25 protein-coding genes are annotated in these 21,835 nt (G+C 56.4%); 7 read left to right on the forward strand and 18 right to left on the reverse strand.

The genetic code is table 11. The annotated features are described in order from the left end of the window. Positions 1–95: 95 nt before the first annotated feature. From mltC to mutY, 3 genes are read right to left on the reverse strand one after another with little or no spacing between them, the layout of a single operon-like run. Positions 96–1,172: a membrane-bound lytic murein transglycosylase MltC gene (mltC, locus tag ACMWLG_RS18125; protein WP_045355622.1), complete on the reverse strand. Its 1,077-nt coding sequence runs from the start codon at positions 1,170–1,172 to the stop codon at positions 96–98. Positions 1,173–1,228: 56 nt separating this feature from the next. Next, positions 1,229–1,501 (reverse strand): oxidative damage protection protein, encoded by a 273-nt coding sequence (locus ACMWLG_RS18130; RefSeq protein ID WP_023309138.1) that lies wholly within the window; start codon positions 1,499–1,501, stop codon positions 1,229–1,231. A 26-nt stretch (positions 1,502–1,527) separates the two neighbouring features. Further along, on the reverse strand, positions 1,528–2,580 hold the full coding sequence (gene mutY / locus ACMWLG_RS18135) for an A/G-specific adenine glycosylase (protein WP_171863451.1): 1,053 nt from the start codon (positions 2,578–2,580) through the stop codon (positions 1,528–1,530). A 144-nt stretch (positions 2,581–2,724) separates the two neighbouring features. On the opposite strand from mutY, the gene trmB reads away from it, so the two are divergent. Genes trmB through ACMWLG_RS18150 form a run of 3 tightly spaced genes read left to right on the forward strand, consistent with a single transcriptional unit; the run spans position 2,725 to position 4,543 of the window. After that, positions 2,725–3,444 carry a tRNA (guanosine(46)-N7)-methyltransferase TrmB gene (gene trmB / locus ACMWLG_RS18140; RefSeq protein ID WP_045403928.1) on the forward strand — a complete coding sequence of 240 codons (720 nt, stop codon included), beginning with the start codon at positions 2,725–2,727 and terminating at the stop codon, positions 3,442–3,444. Continuing rightward, entirely contained in the window at positions 3,444–3,770 is a 327-nt protein-coding gene (locus ACMWLG_RS18145; RefSeq protein WP_014885198.1) for a YggL family protein, read from the forward strand. Before trmB ends, ACMWLG_RS18145 begins: the two co-directional genes overlap by 1 nt. A gap of 56 nt (positions 3,771–3,826) precedes the next feature. Next, positions 3,827–4,543, forward strand: a complete 717-nt coding sequence (locus tag ACMWLG_RS18150) for a DUF2884 domain-containing protein (RefSeq protein WP_023309135.1) — start codon at positions 3,827–3,829, stop codon at positions 4,541–4,543. An 82-nt stretch (positions 4,544–4,625) separates the two neighbouring features. Here ACMWLG_RS18150 and ACMWLG_RS18155 read toward each other — a convergent pair whose 3' ends face one another. The 6 genes from ACMWLG_RS18155 to ACMWLG_RS18180 form a co-directional block, all read right to left on the reverse strand. After that, positions 4,626–4,964, reverse strand: coding sequence for an endonuclease domain-containing protein (locus ACMWLG_RS18155; RefSeq protein WP_045403926.1), 339 nt, complete (start codon positions 4,962–4,964; stop codon positions 4,626–4,628). A 63-nt stretch (positions 4,965–5,027) separates the two neighbouring features. After that, on the reverse strand, positions 5,028–6,170 hold the full coding sequence (gene hemW, locus ACMWLG_RS18160) for a radical SAM family heme chaperone HemW (RefSeq protein WP_045403924.1): 1,143 nt from the start codon (positions 6,168–6,170) through the stop codon (positions 5,028–5,030). Continuing rightward, positions 6,163–6,756: an XTP/dITP diphosphatase gene (locus tag ACMWLG_RS18165; protein ID WP_045403921.1), complete on the reverse strand. Its 594-nt coding sequence runs from the start codon at positions 6,754–6,756 to the stop codon at positions 6,163–6,165. Before ACMWLG_RS18165 ends, hemW begins: the two co-directional genes overlap by 8 nt. 3 nt (positions 6,757–6,759) lie before the next feature. Next, on the reverse strand, positions 6,760–7,056 hold the full coding sequence (gene yggU / locus ACMWLG_RS18170; protein WP_023333349.1) for a DUF167 family protein YggU: 297 nt from the start codon (positions 7,054–7,056) through the stop codon (positions 6,760–6,762). Then, positions 7,053–7,619 carry a YggT family protein gene (locus ACMWLG_RS18175; protein ID WP_023309130.1) on the reverse strand — a complete coding sequence of 189 codons (567 nt, stop codon included), beginning with the start codon at positions 7,617–7,619 and terminating at the stop codon, positions 7,053–7,055. The genes yggU and ACMWLG_RS18175 overlap by 4 nt, the downstream gene beginning before the upstream one ends. Positions 7,620–7,640: 21 nt before the next feature. After that, the gene (locus ACMWLG_RS18180; RefSeq protein WP_045403918.1) at positions 7,641–8,342 is read right to left on the reverse strand and encodes a YggS family pyridoxal phosphate-dependent enzyme; all 702 of its coding nucleotides are present in this window, start codon (positions 8,340–8,342) and stop codon (positions 7,641–7,643) included. A 17-nt stretch (positions 8,343–8,359) separates the two neighbouring features. Between ACMWLG_RS18180 and ACMWLG_RS18185 the strand changes: the two genes are divergently transcribed. Then, on the forward strand, positions 8,360–9,340 hold the full coding sequence (locus ACMWLG_RS18185) for a type IV pilus twitching motility protein PilT (protein ID WP_023309128.1): 981 nt from the start codon (positions 8,360–8,362) through the stop codon (positions 9,338–9,340). A 10-nt stretch (positions 9,341–9,350) separates the two neighbouring features. Here ACMWLG_RS18185 and ruvX read toward each other — a convergent pair whose 3' ends face one another. The 8 genes from ruvX to metK form a co-directional block, all read right to left on the reverse strand. After that, positions 9,351–9,767 carry a Holliday junction resolvase RuvX gene (ruvX, locus tag ACMWLG_RS18190; protein WP_021242076.1) on the reverse strand — a complete coding sequence of 139 codons (417 nt, stop codon included), beginning with the start codon at positions 9,765–9,767 and terminating at the stop codon, positions 9,351–9,353. Beyond that, a complete protein-coding gene (locus ACMWLG_RS18195; protein WP_028014368.1) occupies positions 9,767–10,327 on the reverse strand; it encodes a YqgE/AlgH family protein in 561 nt (186 codons plus the stop codon). Before ACMWLG_RS18195 ends, ruvX begins: the two co-directional genes overlap by 1 nt. Before the next feature lie 87 nt (positions 10,328–10,414). Continuing rightward, complete coding sequence (gene gshB, locus ACMWLG_RS18200; protein WP_029739222.1) at positions 10,415–11,362, reverse strand: glutathione synthase; 948 nt, start codon at positions 11,360–11,362, stop codon at positions 10,415–10,417. A 19-nt stretch (positions 11,363–11,381) separates the two neighbouring features. Further along, complete coding sequence (gene rsmE / locus ACMWLG_RS18205; RefSeq protein ID WP_045403915.1) at positions 11,382–12,113, reverse strand: 16S rRNA (uracil(1498)-N(3))-methyltransferase; 732 nt, start codon at positions 12,111–12,113, stop codon at positions 11,382–11,384. Between the two features lie 51 nt (positions 12,114–12,164). Continuing rightward, positions 12,165–12,872 carry a deoxyribonuclease I gene (gene endA, locus ACMWLG_RS18210; RefSeq protein ID WP_023333343.1) on the reverse strand — a complete coding sequence of 236 codons (708 nt, stop codon included), beginning with the start codon at positions 12,870–12,872 and terminating at the stop codon, positions 12,165–12,167. Between the two features lie 94 nt (positions 12,873–12,966). Further along, positions 12,967–13,464 (reverse strand): SprT family zinc-dependent metalloprotease, encoded by a 498-nt coding sequence (locus ACMWLG_RS18215; RefSeq protein WP_032667932.1) that lies wholly within the window; start codon positions 13,462–13,464, stop codon positions 12,967–12,969. Between the two features lie 58 nt (positions 13,465–13,522). Continuing rightward, complete coding sequence (galP, locus tag ACMWLG_RS18220; RefSeq protein WP_023309123.1) at positions 13,523–14,920, reverse strand: galactose/proton symporter; 1,398 nt, start codon at positions 14,918–14,920, stop codon at positions 13,523–13,525. 360 nt (positions 14,921–15,280) lie between these two features. Then, positions 15,281–16,435 carry a methionine adenosyltransferase gene (metK, locus tag ACMWLG_RS18225; RefSeq protein ID WP_008499745.1) on the reverse strand — a complete coding sequence of 385 codons (1,155 nt, stop codon included), beginning with the start codon at positions 16,433–16,435 and terminating at the stop codon, positions 15,281–15,283. Positions 16,436–17,098: 663 nt separating this feature from the next. On the opposite strand from metK, the gene yqgB reads away from it, so the two are divergent. The 3 genes from yqgB (at position 17,099) to speB (ending at position 20,422) form a co-directional block, all read left to right on the forward strand. Beyond that, complete coding sequence (yqgB, locus tag ACMWLG_RS18230; protein WP_127312443.1) at positions 17,099–17,230, forward strand: acid stress response protein YqgB; 132 nt, start codon at positions 17,099–17,101, stop codon at positions 17,228–17,230. An 8-nt stretch (positions 17,231–17,238) separates the two neighbouring features. After that, positions 17,239–19,215: a biosynthetic arginine decarboxylase gene (gene speA / locus ACMWLG_RS18235; protein ID WP_045405365.1), complete on the forward strand. Its 1,977-nt coding sequence runs from the start codon at positions 17,239–17,241 to the stop codon at positions 19,213–19,215. A gap of 286 nt (positions 19,216–19,501) precedes the next feature. Then, entirely contained in the window at positions 19,502–20,422 is a 921-nt protein-coding gene (speB, locus tag ACMWLG_RS18240; protein ID WP_014071686.1) for an agmatinase, read from the forward strand. Between the two features lie 52 nt (positions 20,423–20,474). Here the strand turns inward: speB and ACMWLG_RS18245 are convergent, their stop codons facing one another. Next, complete coding sequence (locus tag ACMWLG_RS18245) at positions 20,475–21,743, reverse strand: OprD family outer membrane porin (protein WP_023309119.1); 1,269 nt, start codon at positions 21,741–21,743, stop codon at positions 20,475–20,477. Positions 21,744–21,835: the final 92 nt, after the last annotated feature.

Here is a 21,835-nt window from a genome sequence, read left to right on the forward strand (position 1 = left end):
GTTGGATAGGTGCGGCCTGATGCCTCACCCTGACCCTCTCCCACAGGGAGAGGGGAAACAGAACACCTTCTCCCAGAGGGGAGAAGGTGTGCCGATCACCGGCGACGATAGTTTTTCTGCGCCGTATTCACCTTATACAGGTACCGGCGGGATTCCGCAGACGGGTGGCGGGTGGTGAGGGTAGAGTAGACATCCCCCGGCGCCATGCTGTTGATGATGTTTGCGGCCTGCACTTTGTCATTCGAGAAGACGCGCAGCACGCTGCCCGCGCCGCCGTTATAGGCGGTGATCACCGCATAGCGGCGTGACGTTGGGTTATCAATTCCGCCCAGGTACACATTGTTCAGCATCGCCAGATAGGCCGTGCCGGTATCAATGTTGCTCTGCGGATCGAACAGATAGCTGCGGCTCGGCGTGCCGGATTTCCCCTGCGCGCGGAAGACGTCTTTACCGGCGCTGTGCTGCACTACCTGCATCAGCCCCAGGGCGTCGGAACGGCTTACCGCGTACGGGTTGAACGAGGATTCGGTCTGCATAATCGCCAGGATCAGCGACTCATCCACGCCGTACTTGCGCGAGGCCTGACGCACCATCCCAATGTACTTATGCGCACGCTTGTCCAGGTGGTTCGGGACGAGGTTGATGGTGACGCTGTAGATAATCTTCAGACCGTTAGAGCGGCTTTTCAGGCGCGTCTGCAGCAGGTAGTCGGCAAATTTCGTGGCGCGACCTTCCCAGCGGATCGGCTGGCCAGTCTGATCGACAACCTGGCCGTACAGGAACGGCTCTTTCGAGATCGTGATATCGTCGGCATCGGAGTAGAGATCGATAGATCCAGGATCGTCACCCATCAGCAGGGTTTTGACGATCGCCTGACGCAGTCGTGCCGCAGGGTCGGTGCCTGCGATGGTTTCAACCGTTATCGTACCCTCATCAAAGTTGATGTGGCTTCGGGTCTGATAGGCGTCGGTGTACTTAACGTAGTCCTTAGGTCCTGCAATAAGAACTTCGTTAAATCCCCATATGTTCTCGATGTTGTGGGCAAACTGCCCCATCAAAATGTCAAAACCGTTGGTGTCCTTGATCCAGGCTTCGTTGTAATCTTCGCCTTTTTTTGACGAACACGAGACAAGCAACGGCGCAACAAGGGCTAGCGCTAAAAGTTTTTTCATCATTCCGGGAGTGCGTGTTGTGTTTGCTTTAACGGCGGGGGTTCCCCCGCACGCTGTTATTTTTCCGGTGGCGTATAGCCTTCGATGTGCACGTCTTTACCTTCGAACAAGAAGCTCACCATCTCCTGCTCCAGCAGCTTGCGATGTTCCGGGTTCATCATGCTGAGTTTTTTCTCGTTGATCAGCATGGTCTGCTTTTTCTGCCACTGTCCCCAGGCTTCTTTGGAGATTTCATTGTAGATGCGTTTACCCAGGTCGCCCGGATAAAGCTGGAAATCCTGGCCTTCAGCGTCACGCTGCAGGAAAGTACAAAAAATCGTTCTGGCCATACTCATTCCTCTTTTTCTTGTCGATGCTAAACCATTGCACCGGCACGTAATTGCTGTAACAGGCGCTCCACGGGAGCCGCCAGTCCGACTGATGGCGGTTGCGCTAAGTTATACCAGAGAGCGGTGCCTTCATCCATGCACGAGGCAAATGACGACACGGGAAGCCACATGGGTACAATATCCAGGTGGAAATGGCTGAACGTATGGCGAAACGCGGTCAGCTGCGTCAGGTTATCGGCAGCAATCCCGCGCTGTTTAAGCCATTCACGCAGCAAATCTTCATCTTCAAACTGTGGGAAGCAGTATAGACCACCCCACAGACCGCTCGGTGGACGCTGGGCGAGGAAGACCTCGTCGCCGTGCTGCATCAGCAGCATATAGCCGGTGCGCTCCGGCAGCGTCTGTTTGGGTTTCTTACCCGGATATTGCGCCCATGAATGGTTGGCATACGCCACGCAGAGATTATTCACCGGGCAGAGTTCGCATTTTGGTTTTGAGCGCGTGCAGACCATCGCGCCGAGATCCATCATCGCCTGGTTGAAACGCTCGACGCCGTTGGCCGGGGTGACCGCTTCACTTATTTCCCAGAGATGTTTTTCAACGTCCTTTTTACCCGGCCAGCCGTCGACGGCATAGCAGCGTGCCAGCACGCGCTTCACGTTGCCGTCGAGGATCGGGAAATGCTTGCCTAAAGACAGGGAGAGAATGGCGCCTGCGGTTGAACGTCCTACGCCGGGGAGATCGGCCACCTCATCGAAGGTTTCCGGGAATTTCCCGTTGTGGCGCATGGCAACCTGCTGTGCGGCCTTGTGAAGGTTACGCGCGCGGGCGTAATAGCCAAGACCGGTCCACAGGTGCAGGACCTCGTCCAGCGGGGCGTTGGCCAGATCGGTCACCGTCGGGAAGCGCGCCATAAAACGCTCGAAGTAAGGGATCACCGTGGCGACCTGCGTTTGTTGCAACATCACCTCGGAGAGCCATACTTTGTAAGGCGTTTTTTCAATTTGCCAGGGCAGAGTTTTACGCCCGTATTTGTCGTACCAGTCCAGCACCTGGGCTGAAAATTGAGAGGCTTGCATGGTCATCGATTCGCATAATCAGGGACGCAGATTGCAGCACAGCGTCAATCTGCTGTAAACCGGATCTTTCCCATGCTTGCATAGAAGCCTTAACTTTGGATAATGCCCGTTTCCCGAACATTCTCACAAGCAGACAACTCTTTTATGAAAAACGACGTCATTTCACCGGAATTTGATGAAAACGGTCGCCCGCTGCGCCGTATTCGCAGCTTTGTCCGCCGTCAGGGCCGCCTGACAAAAGGGCAGCAACACGCGCTGGACAACTACTGGCCGGTGATGGGCGTTGAGTTCAGCGAGCAGCCTCTGGATTTTGCTGAACTGTTTGGCCGCGAAGCACCCGTCACGCTGGAGATCGGGTTTGGTATGGGCGCCTCGCTGGTGACAATGGCGAAAGCTCGCCCGGAGCAGAACTTCCTTGGTATCGAAGTGCATTCGCCGGGCGTGGGCGCGTGTCTGGCAACGGCCCACGAAGAGGGCGTTGAGAACCTGCGCGTGATGTGTCACGACGCGGTGGAAGTGCTGCACAAAATGATTCCTGACAATTCTTTAACCATGGTTCAGCTCTTTTTCCCTGACCCGTGGCATAAAGCGCGTCATAATAAACGCCGTATCGTTCAGGCGCCGTTTGCCGAGCTGGTTAAAAGCAAGCTGAAGCTGGGCGGTGTCTTCCATATGGCGACCGACTGGGAACCGTATGCGGAACATATGCTGGAAGTGATGTCGTCGCTGGACGGTTACAAAAACCAGTCTGCGAGCAACGACTATGTACCGCGTCCGGAATCGCGTCCGGTAACTAAATTTGAACAGCGTGGCCATCGTCTTGGTCACGGTGTATGGGACTTAATGTTCGAGAGGGTGAAATAATGGCAAAGAATCGTAGCCGTCGTCTGCGTAAAAAGATGCATATCGAAGAATTCCAGGAAGTGGGCTTCTCCGTAGCGTGGCGTTTCCCGGAAGGCACCAGTGTAGAGCAGATCGATCAGGACGTGGATGCGTTCATCAATGACGTGATTGAGCCAAACAAGCTGGCCTTCGACGGTAGCGGTTACCTGGCCTGGGAAGGTCTGATCTGCACCCAGGAAGTGGGTAAATGCACCGAAGAACATCAGGCGCTGGTACGTAAATGGCTTGAAGACCACAAGCTAGAAGATGTCCGCGTCAGCGAACTTTTCGACGTTTGGTGGGACTAATAAAGCAATAAGGGGCCAGCATTAGCTGGCCCATTTTGTCTGAGGGAGTGTTTAAGATGCGCAAAACGTTGCTGGCTGTTGCTTTGATGGCAACCGGATTCACCGCCCATGCGGATTATCAATGTAGCGTCACCCCGCGTGATGACGTGGTGTTAAGCCCGCAAACCGTGCAGGTCAAAGGCGAGAACGGCAATCTGGTGATTACGCCGGATGGTAACGTGACGTTTAACGGCAAGCCGCAAAACCTGACTGCCGCGCAGCGCGAGCAGGCGAAGGATTACCAGGCTGAGCTGCGTACCGCACTGCCGTGGATCAACGACGGCGCGCTGACCCGCGTTGAGAAAAGCCGCGTGGCGCTGGATAAGATCATTACTAAAGAAGTGGGTGAGAGCAGCAACATGCGCACCCGCCTGACGAAGCTCGATAAGCAGCTTAAAGAGCAGATGAACCGCATTATCGAGACGCGCACCGACGGCCTGACGTTCCACTACAAGGCGATTGATCAGGTCCGCGCTGACGGGCAGCAGCTGGTGAATCAGGCGATGGGCGGCATCCTGCAGGACAGCATCAACGAAATGGGGGCGAAAGCCGTGCTGAAGGGCGGCGGTAACCCGCTGCAGGGCGTGCTGGGCAGTCTGGGCGGCTTGCAGACCTCCATTCAGAACGAGTGGAAGAACCAGGAAGATGATTTCCAGCAGTTCGGCAAAGACGTGTGTAAACGCGTGGTGTCGCTGGAAGATAGCCGGAAGGCGCTGGTGGGGACGCTTAAGTAAGATCTCTGCGCGCTGGGCCCCTCACCCCGGCCCTCTCCCCATGGGAGAGGGTGTAATCGTTCCCTCTCCCATGGGGAGAGGGTTAGGGTGAGGGCATCAGGCATTGCCGTCGTTGCAGAATAGCTATCAACACCTCCTCCTCATTAGCCCTGAATTCGTTATTCCAGAACCGTAAGACTTCCCATCCGTTCGCATTCAAAAACTCGGTACGTCGTGAATCATACTTCTCTTTGTTCTGATGCTGACCCCCGTCCAGCTCAACGATCAGCTTCGCCTTAAAGCAGGCTAAATCCACGATGTACGGACCAATAGGCATCTGCCGACGAAACTTATACCCAAAGAAGCGACGACCCCTGAGCAAATACCAGAGGCGTAATTCTTCGGGCGTCATTTGTTTGCGGAGTTGTTTTGATTTTTCCATCCCCACACTCTGCCAGCCTTTTCCTCAGCCGGCAGAGCGGGATGCAAAATCCTGAATAAGCCTTCAGGATTCTTCGGCGAGGAACAGCTCAAGAAGAGAGTTTAAGAACAGCTTGCCGTGCTCGGTGATCTGCCAGTATTCCTCACTCTCGGTGAGATACCCCTGGGCCAGCGCTTCGTCGATCTGCGGGCGAATCACCGACTCCGGCAGCCCGGTGTAACGCGCAAACTCCGCGCGCGGCGCGGCTTCCAGCAGACGGAAGCGGTTCATGAAGAACTCAAACGGTTTATCCGCCGCCTCAACGTCGTGCTGACGCTCCAGGTAGCGGCCTTCCATGTATCCGCGCGGGTGGCGGGTTTTGGCGGTGCGCAGAATGCGCCCGTCCGGGAAGGTCACCTTGCCGTGCGCGCCGCAGCCAATTCCCAGGTAGTCGCCAAAGCGCCAGTAGTTCAGGTTGTGCTGGCACTGATAGCCCGGCTTCGCATACGCGGACGTTTCATACTGCTGATAGCCCGCAGCGGTTAGCAGCCTGTGACCCTGCTCGAAGATATCCCAGAGCGCGTCGTCGTCCGGCAGCACCGGCGGGCGGGAACCGAACAGCGTGTTTGGCTCAATGGTGAGCTGATACCACGACAGGTGCGGCGGGTTCAGTTCGATCGCCTGGCGCAGGTCGTCCAGCGCCTCTTCCAGCGACTGATCCGGCAGGCCGTGCATCAAATCGAGGTTGAAGCTGCGAAGGCCCAGCCCGGTCGCCAGATTTGCCGCGCGCTTCGCCTCTTCCGGGCCGTGAATGCGTCCCAGACGTTTTAGCTTCGGTTCGCTAAAGCTCTGCACGCCGATGGAGATGCGGTTTACACCCGCGCGCTGATAGTCGACAAAACGGTCAGCCTCAACGGTGCCGGGGTTGGCTTCCATGGTAATTTCCGCATCCGCCGCCAGGTTCAGGCGCGCACGCACGCCGTCCAGCAGCGTCTGCATTGCCGGGCCGGACAGCAGGCTCGGCGTACCGCCACCAATGAAAATGGTCTTAACTTCACGTCCCTGTGCGTAAGCGACATCGGCGTCCAGGTCGGCCAGCAGATGCGCAACATAGTCATCGTGCGGCACTTCGCCCTTCAGGGCGTGCGAGTTGAAATCGCAGTACGGGCACTTCTGCACGCACCACGGGATGTGAATATACAGACTCAGAGGCGGCAAATTAGCCATTACGCAGTGCTTCCAGTAACAGTTTCAGCGCGCGTCCACGGTGGGAAATCGCGCTTTTCTCTTCGCGGGTCAGTTCCGCAGCGGTTTTGCCCTCGGTCGGGACAAAGAAAATCGGGTCGTAGCCAAAGCCGCCGTTGCCAGCTGCTTCATGGGTAATCACGCCCGGCCAGCTGCCGTGGCAGACAATCGGCGTAGGGTCTTCCGCGTGACGCATATAGACCAGCACGCAGTGAAACTGCGCGGTGCGCTGTTCGTCCGGTACGTCTTTCAGGGCGACAAGCAGCTTTTCCAGATTCTGCTGGTCGGTGGCGTCAACGCCGGAATAGCGCGCAGAGTAAATCCCCGGGGCACCGCCGAGAAAATCCACGGCCAGGCCGGAGTCGTCGGCAATCGCGGGCAGGCCGGTAATCTGCGCGGCGTGACGCGCTTTCAGGATCGCGTTTTCGATAAACGTCAGCCCCGTCTCTTCGGCGGACTCCACGCCCAGATCGGTCTGGGCAACCACGTCCAGCCCAAAATCATTTAATAGCGAGGCCAGCTCGCGCACTTTACCGGCGTTGCCGGTCGCGAGAACAACTTTCTGCATGGTTTAGTCCTGTTCTTTCAGAGCCGCGACTTCCGTCGGGATAGATTGCGGATTAAGGATTTTTACCTGTTTATGTCGCCCAAGTTCACCTTTTTCAATGATGACCTGGCTTTTGGCAACGCGAAACTGTTTTGCCAGATATTTAGTCAGATGCGCGTTCGCCTGACCGTCAACCGGCGGGGCGGTGATGGCGACTTTTAACTCGTCGCCATGCAGCCCGACAATACTGTCACGGCTGGCCTTCGGCTGAATATACAGCCGCAAAACCAGCCCGTCAGCGCAGGTGCTTACGGCACTCATAGCGCCATCCACAGCCCCGGCAGCAGCATATCGCCCGTGGACTGTAACAGCTCAGCGATCCCCATGTTGACCACATAGAGCAGCAGAACCAGGATCATCGGCGAGAAATCAATACCGCCCATCGAAGGCAGCAGATTGCGAATCGGGCGCAGCAGCGGTTCGGCCAGTTGGATCAGCGCATATTCTACCGGACTACGCCCCTGGCTTACCCAACTCATGATGGCCATGACCAGCAGCACCCAGAAAATCAGCAGGCCGATGGTTTTGATTAAAATCAGGACCGCAGCAATCCAGATAATCGGCTGGAAGGTGATGACCATAAACAGCACGATCGCTTTGATAACGCTCAGAATAAACGCCACCAGCAGAGACGAGCTGTCGATGGGACCCATCGCCGGGATAATGCGGCGCAGAGGTCCGACAACAGGTTGCGTGATTTTCACGACAAACTGCGAGAACGGATTATAAAAATCACAGCGGGCCCACTGCATCCAGACGCGCAGCAAAAGCGCCATCGTATACAGCTCAAGCACTGTTGAGAGCAGGAAAGTCAACGTCTTCATGGCGTTCCTCAGGTTTCCTTATTATTTTGAGTAGTCGCGCGCACCGAAAATTGCCGTACCGATGCGCACCATAGTGCTGCCTGCCGCGATGGCGGCTTCCATATCATCTGACATGCCCAGTGAAAGCGTGTCTACCGTGTTATAGCGCGCTTTAAGCGCCTCAAATGCTACAGCCATTTGCTGTGCCACGGCAAACTGCCTTTCATAACTTGACTCAGGCGCCGGAATTGCCATCAGCCCGCGCAGGGTCAAGCGCGGCAGTTCGGCAACCTCTGCGGCCAGCGCGTCCAACTCGCTCAGCGCAATGCCGGACTTGCTGTTTTCGTCGCTGATGTTGACCTGAATCAGCACGTTAAGCGCTGGCATTTCTGCCGGACGCTGGTCATTCAGGCGGGTAGCAATACGCAGGCGATCGATGGTGTGGCACCAGTCGAAGTGTTCTGCTACCAGACGGCTTTTGTTCGACTGCAGGGGGCCAATAAAGTGCCACTGCAGATCCGTATTCCCCTGTTCCTGAAAGTAGCGAATTTTATCCACGCCTTCCTGAACGTAGTTTTCACCAAACGCCCGCTGGCCTGCGTCAATAGCTTCTGCGATGGCGCTCGCAGGCTTGGTTTTGCTGACTGCAAGCAGCGTAATTTCTTCTGAAGCACGGCCGCAGCGCGCTGCGGCGGCTGAGATTTTGTCCCGGACCTGTGCCAGGTTATGCGCAATGTCGTTCATTTTCCGAGGAGTAGTCTATGGATGTGGAAGAAATTGTGGCTCTTAGTGTAAAGCATAACGTCTCCGATCTACACCTGTGCAGTGATTCGCCACCGCGCTGGCGCAGATTAGGTCGGCTTGAACCCGCTCCTTTTCCGCCTCCCGATGTCGGAGCGTTATTGAAAGCGTGGCTCAACGATGAGCAGCAGGGGATATGGTGGGCAAAGGGGCAGGTGGATTTTGCCTCGACGGTGACGGGAGGCCAGCGGCTGCGCGGCAGTGCCTTTAAGCAGATGAGAGGTGTCTCTGTGACGCTGCGGCTGCTGCCGCGTAGCTGCCCACAGCTCTCTTCGCTGGGCGCGCCGCGGGCGATCCCGGAACTGTTGTCCAATGACGCCGGGCTGATTCTGGTCACGGGGGCGACCGGCAGCGGCAAATCCACTACGCTGGCGGCGATGGTCGATTTTCTCAACCACCATGCTGACGGCCATATCCTCACGCTTGAAGATCCGGTGGAGTTTATCTACCAGAGCGAACGTTGTCTGATCCAGCAGCGGGAGATAGGCCAGCACAGCCCGTCATTTGCTGAAGCGCTGCGCAGCGCCTTACGCCAGGATCCGGACGTTATTCTGCTGGGGGAGCTGCGCGACAGCGAAACGATCCGCCTGGCGCTGACGGCGGCGGAAACCGGACACCTGGTGCTGGCGACGCTGCATACGCGCGGGGCATCGCAGGCGATTGAACGGCTGGTCGATACGTTCCCGGCGCAGGAGAAAGATCCGGTGCGTAACCAGCTGGGCGGCAGCCTGCGAGCGGTGCTGGCGCAGAGGCTGCTTCCCGATCTGCAGGGCGGGCGCGTCGCGTTGTATGAACTGCTGGTGAACACTGCGGCGGCGGCGAATTTGATTCGTGAAGGGAAAACGTGGCAACTGCCCGGGATCATTCAAACCGGTCAGCAGGCAGGAATGCAGAACTTTGACCAGAGCCTGGCGGAGAGACGGGCGCAGGGCCGGCTGTAGGCCCCCGTGCTTAAAAGCCCTGCTCGAAATAGCTTTCGAGGATAATCACGGCGGAAGCAGAGTCCACGCTGCCCTTGTTGAGCGCACGGAAGCCGCCGTGCTCAAACAGGCCCGCACGCGCTTCGACGGTGCTGAGACGCTCGTCGTGCAGCTTCACGGAGACGCCAAAGCGGCCATGGATTTTATTGGCGAACTTACGCGCCCGGGCGGTAAGCGGCTGTTCTGTGCCGTCCATGTTCAGCGGCAGCCCAACAATAACATCATCCGGCTGCCACTCTTTGAGCAGACGCTCGATAAGATTCCAGTCTGGCGTGCCGTCATTGGCCTTCAGGGCCGTAAGCGGACGCGCGGTACCGGTGATGCGCTGCCCCACGGCGACGCCAATGCTTTTGGTACCAAAATCGAAGGCCAGAAGCGTTCCGCTCATCAGGCGTGCCCCGCTACGCCAGGCATGGTCAGGATATCAATGCCAATCAGCTTCGCCGCGTCACGCCAGCGATCGGCGATAGGGGTTTTAAACAGGATGTTCATGTCCGCAGGCGCGGTAAGCCAGGCGTTATCAAGGATCTCTTGCTCAAGCTGGCCTTTCTCCCAGGACGAATAGCCCAACGCCACCAGCACTTCAGAAGGTTGCTCTGCGGTACCCAGCGTTTCGAGCACATCACGCGAGGTGGTGATGACGGTGTTATCCGAAATTCGAATACTGGAAGAGAATACCGGCGGCGTATGCAGGATAAAGCCGCGATCTTCTGCAAGAGGTCCACCCAGCATCACCGGTTTATCAAGACGTATTTCCGGCAGTCGCGCTTCAGCCGAGATTTTCAGCTTGTCCAGAATTCCTTCAACCTGAAGATTTTCCAGTGGTTTATTGATGATAATACCCATCGCGCCGTCTTCATTGTATTCACAAATATAAACCACGGCGCGGCGAAAAATCGGGTCCTGGAGAGCAGGCATGGCAATAAGAAAGTGATGCTGTAAATTCATTGTCAGAGGTACTGTTTCCTGGTTTAAAAAGCGACAACGCCCAGTATGGGGACAAACACAGGCGCTGTCACTAATAGTATTGTTAGGTTATTTCTGTAAACGTTTTTCGATAGCGTCCATCAGCATTCCGGTGATCGAAATCGGGAATTCCGCTTCAATTTCACGAATGCAGGTCGGGCTGGTGACGTTCACTTCGGTCAGACGATCGCCGATGATATCCAGGCCAACGAAGATCAGGCCTTTGGCTTTCAGCGTTGGGCCAACGCGGCGGGCAATTTCCCAGTCGCTTTCGGTCAGCGGGCGCGGCTCACCGCGACCGCCGGCTGCCAGGTTCCCACGAGTTTCGCCACCCTGCGGGATACGCGCCAGGCAGTAAGGAACCGGTTCTCCATCTACCACCAGAACGCGCTTATCGCCGTCTTTAATCGCCGGAATATAGTTCTGCGCCATGCAGTAACGCGTGCCCAGTTCGGTCAGCGTTTCGGCAATCACGCCAATGTTCGGGTCGCTCTCCTTAACGCGGAAAATCGACGCGCCGCCCATGCCGTCCAGCGGCTTCATGATGATATCGCCGTGCTTCTGCCAGAATTCCTTCAGCTGCGCTTTGCTGCGGGTCACCAGGGTTTCCGGCGTCAGGTCAGAGAACCAGGCGGTGTAGAGCTTCTCGTTGCAGTCGCGCAGGCTCTGCGGCTTGTTGACGATCAGCGTGCCTTTCTCTTCTGCGCGCTCAAGGATATAGGTGCTGTAGATGTATTCGGTGTCGAACGGCGGATCTTTACGCATCAGGATGACGTTGAGATCGGCCAGGGCAATATCCTGCTCGGTGCCGAACTCATACCATTTGTCATAGTTCTGCTCGACGTTAACGATGCGGGTGCGCGCGCGGGCTTCACCGTTGATCAGGTAAAGATCGTTCATCTCCATATAGTGGAGTTCATAGCCGCGACGCTGCGCTTCCAGCAGCATGGCGAAGCTGGAATCTTTCTTGATGTTAATGTTTGCGATGGGGTCCATCACGATGCCGAGCTTGATCATGTTCTTCTCCGTTAATGCTTCAACCCAGATCGCCAAACCGTACCTGTAGCGCGGTAATGGCCGTGAGTGCCGTTGTCTCAGTGCGCAGAACGCGAGGTCCCAACAGAATATCAGTAAACTGGTAACGTGCCGTCATCGCAATTTCGTCCGCCGACAGGCCGCCTTCGGGGCCAATCAGCAGGCGTACGCGCTCAACGGGCAGGGGCAGCGTATTGATGCTGGCGCTGGCGCGCGGATGAAGATTGAGCTTCAGCCCGCTTTCCTCTTCTGCACACCACTCCTCCAGATCCATCGCCGGGCGGATCTCCGGAATACGGTTGCGGCCACTCTGTTCGCAAGCCGCAATGGCGATTTTCTGCCACTGCTGGATCTTTTTGTTCAGACGTTCCGCATCCAGTTTAACGCCGCAGCGCTCAGAAAAAAGTGGCGTAATGAGGCTTACACCCAGTTCAATGGATTTCTGTATGGTGAACTCCATTTTCTCGCCGCGCGACATCACCTGGCCCAGATGGATGTGCAGCGGTGATTCCCGATCATCCACTTCGCCACGCAGGACGTTAACGTGTACGCTTTTTTTATCAGACCGCGTGATTTCCGCGTCGAAAACCTGGTTCGAGCCGTCGAACAGCTGTATTGCCTGGCCTGCGCCCATGCGCAGCACGCGGCCAACGTGGTTGGCGGCGTCATCAGACAAGGCGATTTCGCGGCCTGCGGTAATCAGTTCAGGATGGTAAATGCGGGGAATGCGCATAGTCAGAAATTCCATGTGTCATGCGATATAAGCGAATTGCCGTAGTGTAGGTTAGCTCTTTTGCGCCTGGCAAGCCCGCTGGACGTAAGGGTTGTGATTCCCCTGGACTCTGGCGATACGTTCGTCGCGCTGGCATTCCCACTCCGTCACCGGGTACTGCTTGTCCCAGGCGTTGAACAGCTGCGTCTGCTGGCGGGAGAGGTTGAGGTCGTAACGGTCACGCATATAGAAGTAGGTGCGGGCAATGCTGCCGCGCGCGCGGGCAGGGGGCTCGGCGACTTTCTCTTTAAAATCAACCTTCATACCGCACTGGCCGTACTGGCCTTCGCCACCGTTCCACTGGCTGTACATGAAATTACCCCGGTCGCCGTTCACTTCACCTACGGCAGGCTGCAGGTTATGCATATCGCTTTCCATCTGGCGATAAACCGGGTCTTTGGCGCAGTTTTTACGTCCGCCATCCTGCCAGCACTGGCGCTGGTGGCCAAACTGCCAGGCCGGAACGACATGTTCCCATTCAATGCGGCTGGCGCGGTTTTCGTTTTTACGCACCTTATAGCCGCAGGACTCAAGGTCAACGACCCCTTTTTTACCCTGCCAGTTAATTTTACAGCCGCAGTAGAAATCCCCCGGCACATCGGCGTTTACCTTCACGCCTGCTGCCTTGGCCTGGGAAAAACTGTTGATACCGTCGGCCAGAGCATGGCCTGAGAGCGCCGTCGTCAGAAAGGCGACCGCGAGAGAAAAATTACGGGACATCTTACACTCCGTGTCAAAACGAGCCCGCAACGTAACGAATGTTGTTCCCGTATGCAATCAGTCAGATCAGGAAAGTTCCTGAAAGTTCAGATGATTATTCCGCAACCAGCGGCTCGCCGCATTTGACGCAGCGGTAGGTCGCCTCGCCGCGCACCACGCGATTATGGCGGCGGACGGTAAGCTGGTGCAGCTGACACTGGCAGCGGTAGGGGAAGGTATTGCGGCGCACCGATTCCAGTTCGAACTGATGGGTGCGGCGTGCCGGAACGCCGAGCACCGCTTCCATCATCCACTTCCACTCCTTGCCGTGGGGCGCGACGCGTCCGAAGTGTTTCCACACCAGCAGATGCGCCAGCTCGTGCGGTACCACTTCCTCGATAAACGCCTGCTGGTTTTCCATCATCAGCACCGGGTTAAGGCGGATCTCATACGGCTCGAGCCAGGCGGTACCCGCCGCGGTTCCGCGCTGCTGATAAACGATCTTAGGTTCAGGGTAATTGCGGCCGAGCTTCAGGTTCGCCTGGGCGAGTTTTTCCCGCAGGCAGCGCATAACGGCTTGCTGAAGGGCGATGGGGAGACGGGGTGCTTTCATAGGGGCAGAGCATAAAGCGCGAAGCGGGGAGGCGCAAGAGGCGCCTCCCGCGTGAGGATCAGTCGTGGGCGCCGATTTCGCGCAGCGGACGACCTTTCATCAGGTTACGTTCAATATGTTCCAGAGAAACGTGTTTGGTTTCTGGAACCAGCCAGATTGTCAGCACAATAAAGAAGATATTCAGACCTGCGTAGACCCAGAAGGTGTTCGCGTTGCCCAGGGTATTGAGCATGGTCAGGAACGTTGCTCCGACGATCATGTTGGCAATCCAGTTGGTTGCGGTAGAGCAGGTGATACCAAAATCACGCCCTTTCAGCGGCTGGATCTCAGAGCACAGAACCCAAATCAGCGGGCCAGCGCTCATCGCAAACCCGACGATAAACATCAGCAGCATGCCGACCGCAAAGTACTGGGCGGTTGGTGAGTGAATGCCCACATGCATCATGGTACCGAGGACACCCATACCGGCTGCCATCACCAGGAAGCCCAGCGTCAGCGTTGGCTTACGTCCCCAGCGGTCCACCAGACCGATGGCGATAAAGGTCGCCAGCACGTTGGTCAGACCCACGATGACGGTCCCCCACATTTGTTCGGTGGTGTTGGTATAGCCCGCCAGCTCAAAGATTTTTGGCGCGTAATACATGATGACGTTCATCCCGGTGAACTGCTGCATCACCTGAAGCAATACGCCAAGGAACACCGCGCGGCGGAAGTTGCTGTTCTCTTTAAACAGCGCCCAGCCGGACTGTTTGACCTTCAGGCTTTCGCGGATCTCTTCCAGCTCGTTTTTCGCTTCGGCGCTGGTATCGCGCAGGCGCATCAGCACGCGTTCGGCATCGTGGAATCGACGTTTGGCGGCGAACCAGCGCGGGCTGTCCGGCAGGAAGAAGACGCCAATCAGCAGCAAAATGGCCGGGATGATGATCACGCCGAGCATCCAGCGCCATGCGCCGCTGTAGCTAAACGCGGTATCGGAAAGGTACGCGCCCAAAATACCGATGGTGATCATGAGCTGGTACATCGAAATCATACTGCCGCGGATTTTCTCCGGCGCGATTTCAGACAGGTAAAGCGGGGCGGTATAGGACGCCACGCCCACGGCCAGGCCGAGCAGCACGCGGGAAACCAGCAGGACCTCAACGTTAGGCGCAGCGGCAGAGAAGAGTGAACCGGCAACGAACAGGATCGCGCCGATCATCAGGCTCTTTTTACGCCCGAGCTTGAAGGAGAGCCAGCCGCTGCCGACGGCCCCGACGGCCGCGCCAAACATCATGGAGCTGACCACCCACTCCTGGGTATGAGCGCTGATCTGGAACTCGTCAGTGATGAAAGGTAATGCACCGGCAATGACGCCGATATCCAGGCCAAAAAGTAATCCTGCCAGGGCGGCGAGGAAACAGACGAAGAATGTCATCGCCTTGTTGGACGTACGCCCCTGTTTTTTATTGTCAGGCATTATGCCCTCCAGTTGGGTTATCAGTTTTATTGATATAAAGGGTAGGTGAGTGACCCGTAAAAATATGTGAGATTAATCACATAGGTGTAATCGGTTACACTAAGGTGCAACCGTAAAAATAATTAAAGCTTTGAAAATATAGAGGTAAACGAGGTGATATGCATCGCGAAAGAACACATTTCAGACTTAACTGAAATGAGATGTAACAGCAGAAGAAAGGCGATCATGCAAAGAGAATATTCTGAAAGCGAGACGCATCCGGTGCGGTGTAATCGGTTCCATATGTGCGCCTTTGCGGCGTCACCCGACAAAAAAAGGCCAGCCTGAAGGCTGGCCTTTTATCACGCAGATGTCAGTCGATTACTTCAGACCGGCAGCTTCACGCAGCAGGGCGGCTTTGTCGGTTTTTTCCCATGGGAAATGTTCACGACCAAAGTGACCGTATGCAGCGGTTTCTTTGTAGATTGGGTGCAGCAGATCCAGCATCTGAATCAGGCCGTATGGACGCAGGTCGAAGAACTCGCGCACCAGCAGAGTCAGCTGTTCTGAAGGCACTTTCTCGGTACCAAAGGTTTCAACCATGATGGAGGTTGGCTCAGCCACGCCGATCGCGTAGGAAACCTGGATCTCACAGCGGTCAGCCAGGCCGGCAGCAACGATGTTTTTCGCCACATAACGCGCCGCGTACGCCGCAGAACGGTCAACTTTAGACGGATCTTTACCGGAGAACGCACCGCCACCGTGGCGCGCCATGCCGCCGTAGGTATCAACGATGATTTTACGACCGGTCAGGCCACAGTCACCCATTGGGCCGCCGATAACGAAGCGTCCGGTTGGGTTGATGAAGAATTTGGTCGCAGAGCTCAGCCATTCGGTCGGCAGAACCGGCTTGATGATCTCTTCCATCACTGCTTCCTGCAGGGATTTCTGATCGATATCTTCGGCGTGCTGGGTAGACAGAACCACCGCGTCAATACCGACGATTTTACCGTCGTCGTACTGGAAAGTGACCTGGCTTTTCGCATCAGGGCGCAGCCACGGCAGGGTGCCGTTTTTACGCACTTCAGCCTGACGCTGCACCAGACGGTGTGCGTAGGTGACCGGTGCTGGCATCAGCACGTCGGTTTCGTTGGTTGCATAGCCGAACATCAGGCCCTGGTCGCCCGCGCCCTGTTCCAGCGGATCGGCACGGTCAACGCCCTGGTTGATGTCTGGAGACTGTTTGCCAATCGCGCTCAGAACCGCGCAGGAGTTGGCATCAAAGCCCATATCAGAATGCACATAGCCGATCTCACGCACCGTATTACGGGTGATCTCTTCGATATCAACCCATGCGCTGGTGGTGATCTCACCGCCAACCAGAACCATGCCGGTTTTGACATAGGTTTCGCACGCTACGCGCGCTTTTGGATCCTGCGCCAGGATCGCATCCAGCACCGCATCGGAGATTTGGTCAGCAATTTTATCAGGATGTCCTTCTGATACGGACTCGGACGTAAACAGGTGTTTTGCCATGTTTTATTTCACCTAAGAGGAATTTGGTTAGCTCAAGCTGCTGTGTGGAATAGCCAAAGGAGATAATTCTACCAAGGCCTGCAGGTTTTTGACACTGGCAGTATGAGTGTTAATCAGTATAGATGGATTAACATCTGGATGGCTATTTTAGGTCACTTCTTCGCCCGATTTCCAGTTTTTTTTGACTAACCTCTCACTCAGTTGAAATTGCGGCTGGCAATAATTCCTGACGGCTCCGGCAACACGCGCATTTTTGTTTTGCTTTTTAGCCCCCTTCTCGGTATAAAACGCGGCGCGCGGCTCATATAAAATAAGCGCTCGATGAACTCATCGTGTCGCCACTTCCAGCCGGGTTAAGCAGTGAACTTTTAGCTTTGGCTTGGGGTCCGTTTCAGCAGAAGCGGCCGTGGAGGTGATACGAGATAATGAACCATCGTTTTCCGCTAATTCAGCGCAGCCGTTCTGGCGCGCATTTGATTCCCGCAACCCGCATTTTTAGTCTGCAAACCTGCCGATGTTATACCCATCTCGGCGCTTCTCAGGATTCCAGGGCCGGTCGCGCTTTGTGAAAACTGAACAAGGGCGCTCTTGTTAATACAAGAGTTTTCTCGTGGTTTCGCCGAACCTTGTCATACAGAGTTCGGATACGTGTTTTACAATGATATGAATAAGAAACCGGTCGCACGGTCTGGATTTCAGCATACTCTGCTGGGAAACGGAGCCGTTTATGGGTTGTTATCGCCGTATAACGCTGCGATAGTAGTCAACTGTTTTACACTTAATACAAAGAGTTGAGGTTCGCTATGTCTGACGACATGTCTTCTTTTTCGCCTTCGTCAGCGGGCGAACAGGGTGTACTACGTTCTATGCAGGAGGTTGCGATGAGCTCCGAGGAAGCCAGCAAGATGCTGCGCACTTACAATATTGCCTGGTGGGGCAATAACTATTACGACGTCAACGAACTGGGCCACATCAGCGTCTGCCCGGATCCGGACGTCCCTGAAGCGCGCGTGGATCTCGCGAAGCTGGTTAAAGCCCGTGAAGCTCAGGGCCAGCGTTTGCCTGCACTGTTCTGCTTCCCGCAGATCCTGCAACATCGCCTGCGTTCGATTAACGCCGCGTTTAAGCGCGCGCGTGAGTCCTACGGTTATAAAGGTGACTACTTCCTGGTTTACCCGATCAAGGTGAACCAGCACCGCCGCGTAATTGAATCTCTGATCCACTCCGGCGAGCCGCTGGGTCTGGAAGCCGGTTCCAAAGCTGAACTGATGGCAGTTCTGGCGCATGCGGGCATGACCCGTTCAGTGATCGTCTGTAACGGCTATAAAGACCGTGAATACATTCGTCTGGCGCTGATTGGCGAGAAGATGGGCCACAAGGTCTATCTGGTTATCGAGAAGATGACCGAAATCGCCATCGTGCTGGAAGAGGCCGAGCGTCTGAACGTGGTGCCACGCCTTGGCGTGCGTGCGCGTCTGGCGTCACAGGGTTCCGGCAAATGGCAGTCCTCCGGCGGCGAAAAATCCAAGTTCGGCCTGGCGGCAAACCAGGTACTGCAGCTGGTGGAAATCCTGCGCGAGCGCGGTCGTCTGGACAGCATTCAGCTGCTGCACTTCCACCTCGGCTCGCAGATGGCCAACATTCGCGATATTGCGACCGGCGTGCGTGAGTCAGCGCGTTTCTACGTTGAGCTGCATAAGCTTGGCGTAAATATTCAGTGCTTCGACGTGGGCGGCGGCCTGGGCGTGGACTACGAAGGGACCCGCTCGCAGTCTGACTGTTCCGTGAACTACGGCCTGAACGAATACGCGAACAACATCATCTGGGCGATCGGCGATGCCTGTGAAGAGAACGGCCTGCCGCACCCGACGGTGATCACCGAATCCGGTCGCGCGGTGACCGCGCACCATACGGTGCTGGTTTCTAACATCATCGGCGTTGAGCGTAGCGAAATCTCCGAGGCAACGCCTCCGGCAGACGATGCCCCGCGTTCCCTGCAAAGCATGTGGGAAACCTGGCAGGAGATGCACGAGCCGGGCACGCGTCGTTCCCTGCGCGAATGGCTGCACGACAGCCAGATGGATCTGCATGACATTCACGTGGGTTATTCTTCAGGCACCTTCAGCCTGCAGGAGCGCGCTTGGGCGGAGCAGCTCTACCTGAACATGTGCCATGAAGTGCAGAAACAACTCGACCCGAGCAACCGCGCGCACCGTCCGATTATCGACGAGCTGCAGGAGCGTATGGCGGATAAGATTTACGTCAACTTCTCGCTGTTCCAGTCGATGCCGGATGCCTGGGGTATCGACCAGCTTTTCCCGGTTCTGCCGCTGGAAGGGCTGAACCATGCCCCGGAACGCCGTGCGGTGCTGCTGGACATCACCTGTGACTCCGACGGCGCCATCGACCACTACGTCGACGGCGACGGTATCGCAACGACGATGCCAATGCCGGAATACGACCCGGAGAACCCGCCGATGCTGGGCTTCTTTATGGTCGGCGCGTATCAGGAGATCCTCGGCAACATGCATAACCTGTTCGGTGATACCGAAGCGGTGGACGTGTTCGTGTTCCCTGACGGCAGCGTGGAAGTTGAGCTGTCCGATGAAGGGGACACCGTGGCGGACATGCTGGAATACGTTCAGCTCGATCCGAAAACCCTGCTGACACAGTTCCGCGATCAGGTGAAAAACACCGGTCTGGACGACGCGCTCCAGCAGCAGTTCCTGGAAGAGTTTGAAGCGGGTCTGTACGGGTATACCTACCTGGAAGACGAGTAGGAAAACCTCCCTCTCCCTGTGGGAGAGGGGCGGGGTGAGGGCATCAGACCGCTAAGTCGCTGATGCCCGGTGGCGCTGCGCTTACCTAGCCTACGAACGTAGGCCGGATAAGGCGAAGCCGCCATCCGGCAGAATGCTATACTCACTTGAACCCGTATGCATTACCGGCGATAATTCGCCCTAATAAGCGATTTACGAATCAATCCCTTCCTCGTCGGGTTTAACGACGCGGAGGGGATTTTTTTTCATCTGTTTTTAATGTATCGACTTTAAAAGAGGTCAGGACATGAGCACTTTAGGTCATCAGTACGATAACTCTCTGGTATCTAACGCGTTTGGTTTTTTACGCCTTCCGATGAACTTCCAGCCGTACGACAGCGACGCTGACTGGGTGATCACCGGCGTGCCGTTCGATATGGCGACATCTGGCCGCGCGGGTGGTCGTCACGGCCCGGCGGCGATCCGTCAGGTTTCCACTAACCTGGCCTGGGAGCACAACCGCTTCCCGTGGAACTTCGACATGCGCGAGCGCCTGAACGTGGTGGACTGCGGTGACCTGGTGTATGCCTTCGGCGACGCGCGTGAGATGAGCGAAAAGCTGCAGGCCCACGCCGAGAAGCTGCTGGCCGCCGGTAAGCGCATGCTCTCCTTCGGCGGCGACCACTTCGTGACCCTGCCGCTGCTGCGCGCCCACGCGAAGCACTTCGGTAAAATGGCGCTGGTGCACTTCGATGCGCATACCGACACCTACGCGAACGGCTGCGAGTTCGACCACGGCACAATGTTCTTCACCGCGCCGAACGAAGGTCTGATCGACCCGAACCACTCGGTGCAGATCGGTATTCGCACCGAGTTCGACAAAGACAACGGTTTCACCGTGCTGGATGCGGGCCAGGTTAACGATCGCGGCGTCGACGACATCATCGCTCAGGTGAAGCAGATCGTGGGTGATATGCCCGTGTATCTGACCTTCGACATCGACTGTCTGGATCCGGCATTTGCACCGGGCACCGGTACGCCGGTCATCGGCGGTTTGACCTCAGATCGTGCCATTAAGCTGGTGCGCGGCCTGAAGGATCTGAACATTGTCGGGATGGACGTGGTGGAAGTGGCGCCTGCGTACGACCAGTCCGAGATCACCGCGCTGGCCGCAGCGACTCTGGCGCTGGAAATGCTCTATATTCAGGCAGCCAAAAAAGGCGAATAAGCCTCGCCTTGCGTGAAAAAAAACCTCTCTACTGAGAGGTTTTTTATTGCCTTTAGAACACGTTAAACGGGTATTCCACGTAAGCGCGGATCTCGTCCCCGCCCACGTTGTACTCGCTGGCGTTGCTGGAGACGCGCAGGACGGAGTAGCGCAGTTTCAGCTTCAGATCCTTCGCCGGACCATCCTGCACCTGGTACTGGATCTGGTTAAACCACTCGTGCTCTTTGCCGTTGCTGGTTTCAGAGGTTTTGATGTTATCGCCGCGCACGTAGGCGGTGGTCCAGCTCAGGCCCGGTAAGCCAAGGCCGGCAAAGTCCAGACCGTAGGATGCCTGCCAGGAACGTTCATCTTCGCCATTAAAATCAGACCAGTAGGAGTTCGCCAGCCAGATGGTGTTACCGCCATCACCCACGCCGCCCTTGTCGCGATAGCCGCCGTAGTTGTAGCCGGTGCTGCCGCTGCTCTGCTGGTACGCCACTTTGAACGTGTGAATGTCCCAGATGTAGCTCGCCGCCAGGCTCCAGATGGTGTTGCTGCGGCCCGTGTCGAGGCTGTCCGCGTAACCCTGGTCCAGACGGGAGTTATAGCCGTTGAAGTCGAGTACCAGCTGCTGCCCGGTGCTGAACGGCTGTTTGAAGTTCATGCCCAGGTATTGCTTGTTCATTACCTCTTCATTATGAGAGGCGTACAGCGCGCCGCTGAACTGGTCGTTAAACTGATAGCTCGCACCGCCGAAGGAGAGGCTCTTCAGCCCGCTGTCGTGGCGGTCATCGCTTTTACGCTGCTCGTCGGTGAAGTAACCAGCGTTGACTTCCAGACCGTCGATCTCTTTTGAGGTCAGCATGGTGCCGGTATAGCTTTCAAACAGCAGGCGGGAGCTGTCGGCATTCACGATGGGCAGCTCAGGGCGCTGATTCCCGTAGCTCAGTACGGTATTCGAGATGCGCATTTTGGCGGTGGCGCCAAACTTTGCCAGATCGGATTTTGCCCGGCCGTCATCTTCCTGCTTAAAGAAGTCGATGCCGCCCGCGCCGCTCTTGCCACGGCCGCCGTCCAGGCGCACGCCGTATTGAGCAATACCGTCCACGCCAAAGCCCACCAGCCCTTCGGTATAGCCGGATGCAAACGTGGCAATGATCCCCTGACCCCACTCGGCTTTGTCCTGCTGGCCCTGATGGTAATCGCGGCTGATATACGCATTGCGTAAAAACAGGTCCAGATGGCTGTCGTCAATAAAACCCTGGCTGTCGGATTGCTGGCTTGCAGCGGCAGGTAATGCGGCAAATAAGCTTAAAGCAATTAATGATAATTCTTTTTTCACGGAGGGAACGTCTCTGTCTGGATATAGTAATTTGAATAACTGCGGGCGTGATAATTACCGGAAAAAGAGACCTTTGCAATAATTATGTGACC

The organism is Enterobacter sp. 01-M-02-SI-ECC (assembly GCF_047530595.1).
GTDB lineage: Bacteria > Pseudomonadota > Gammaproteobacteria > Enterobacterales > Enterobacteriaceae > Enterobacter > Enterobacter cloacae_M.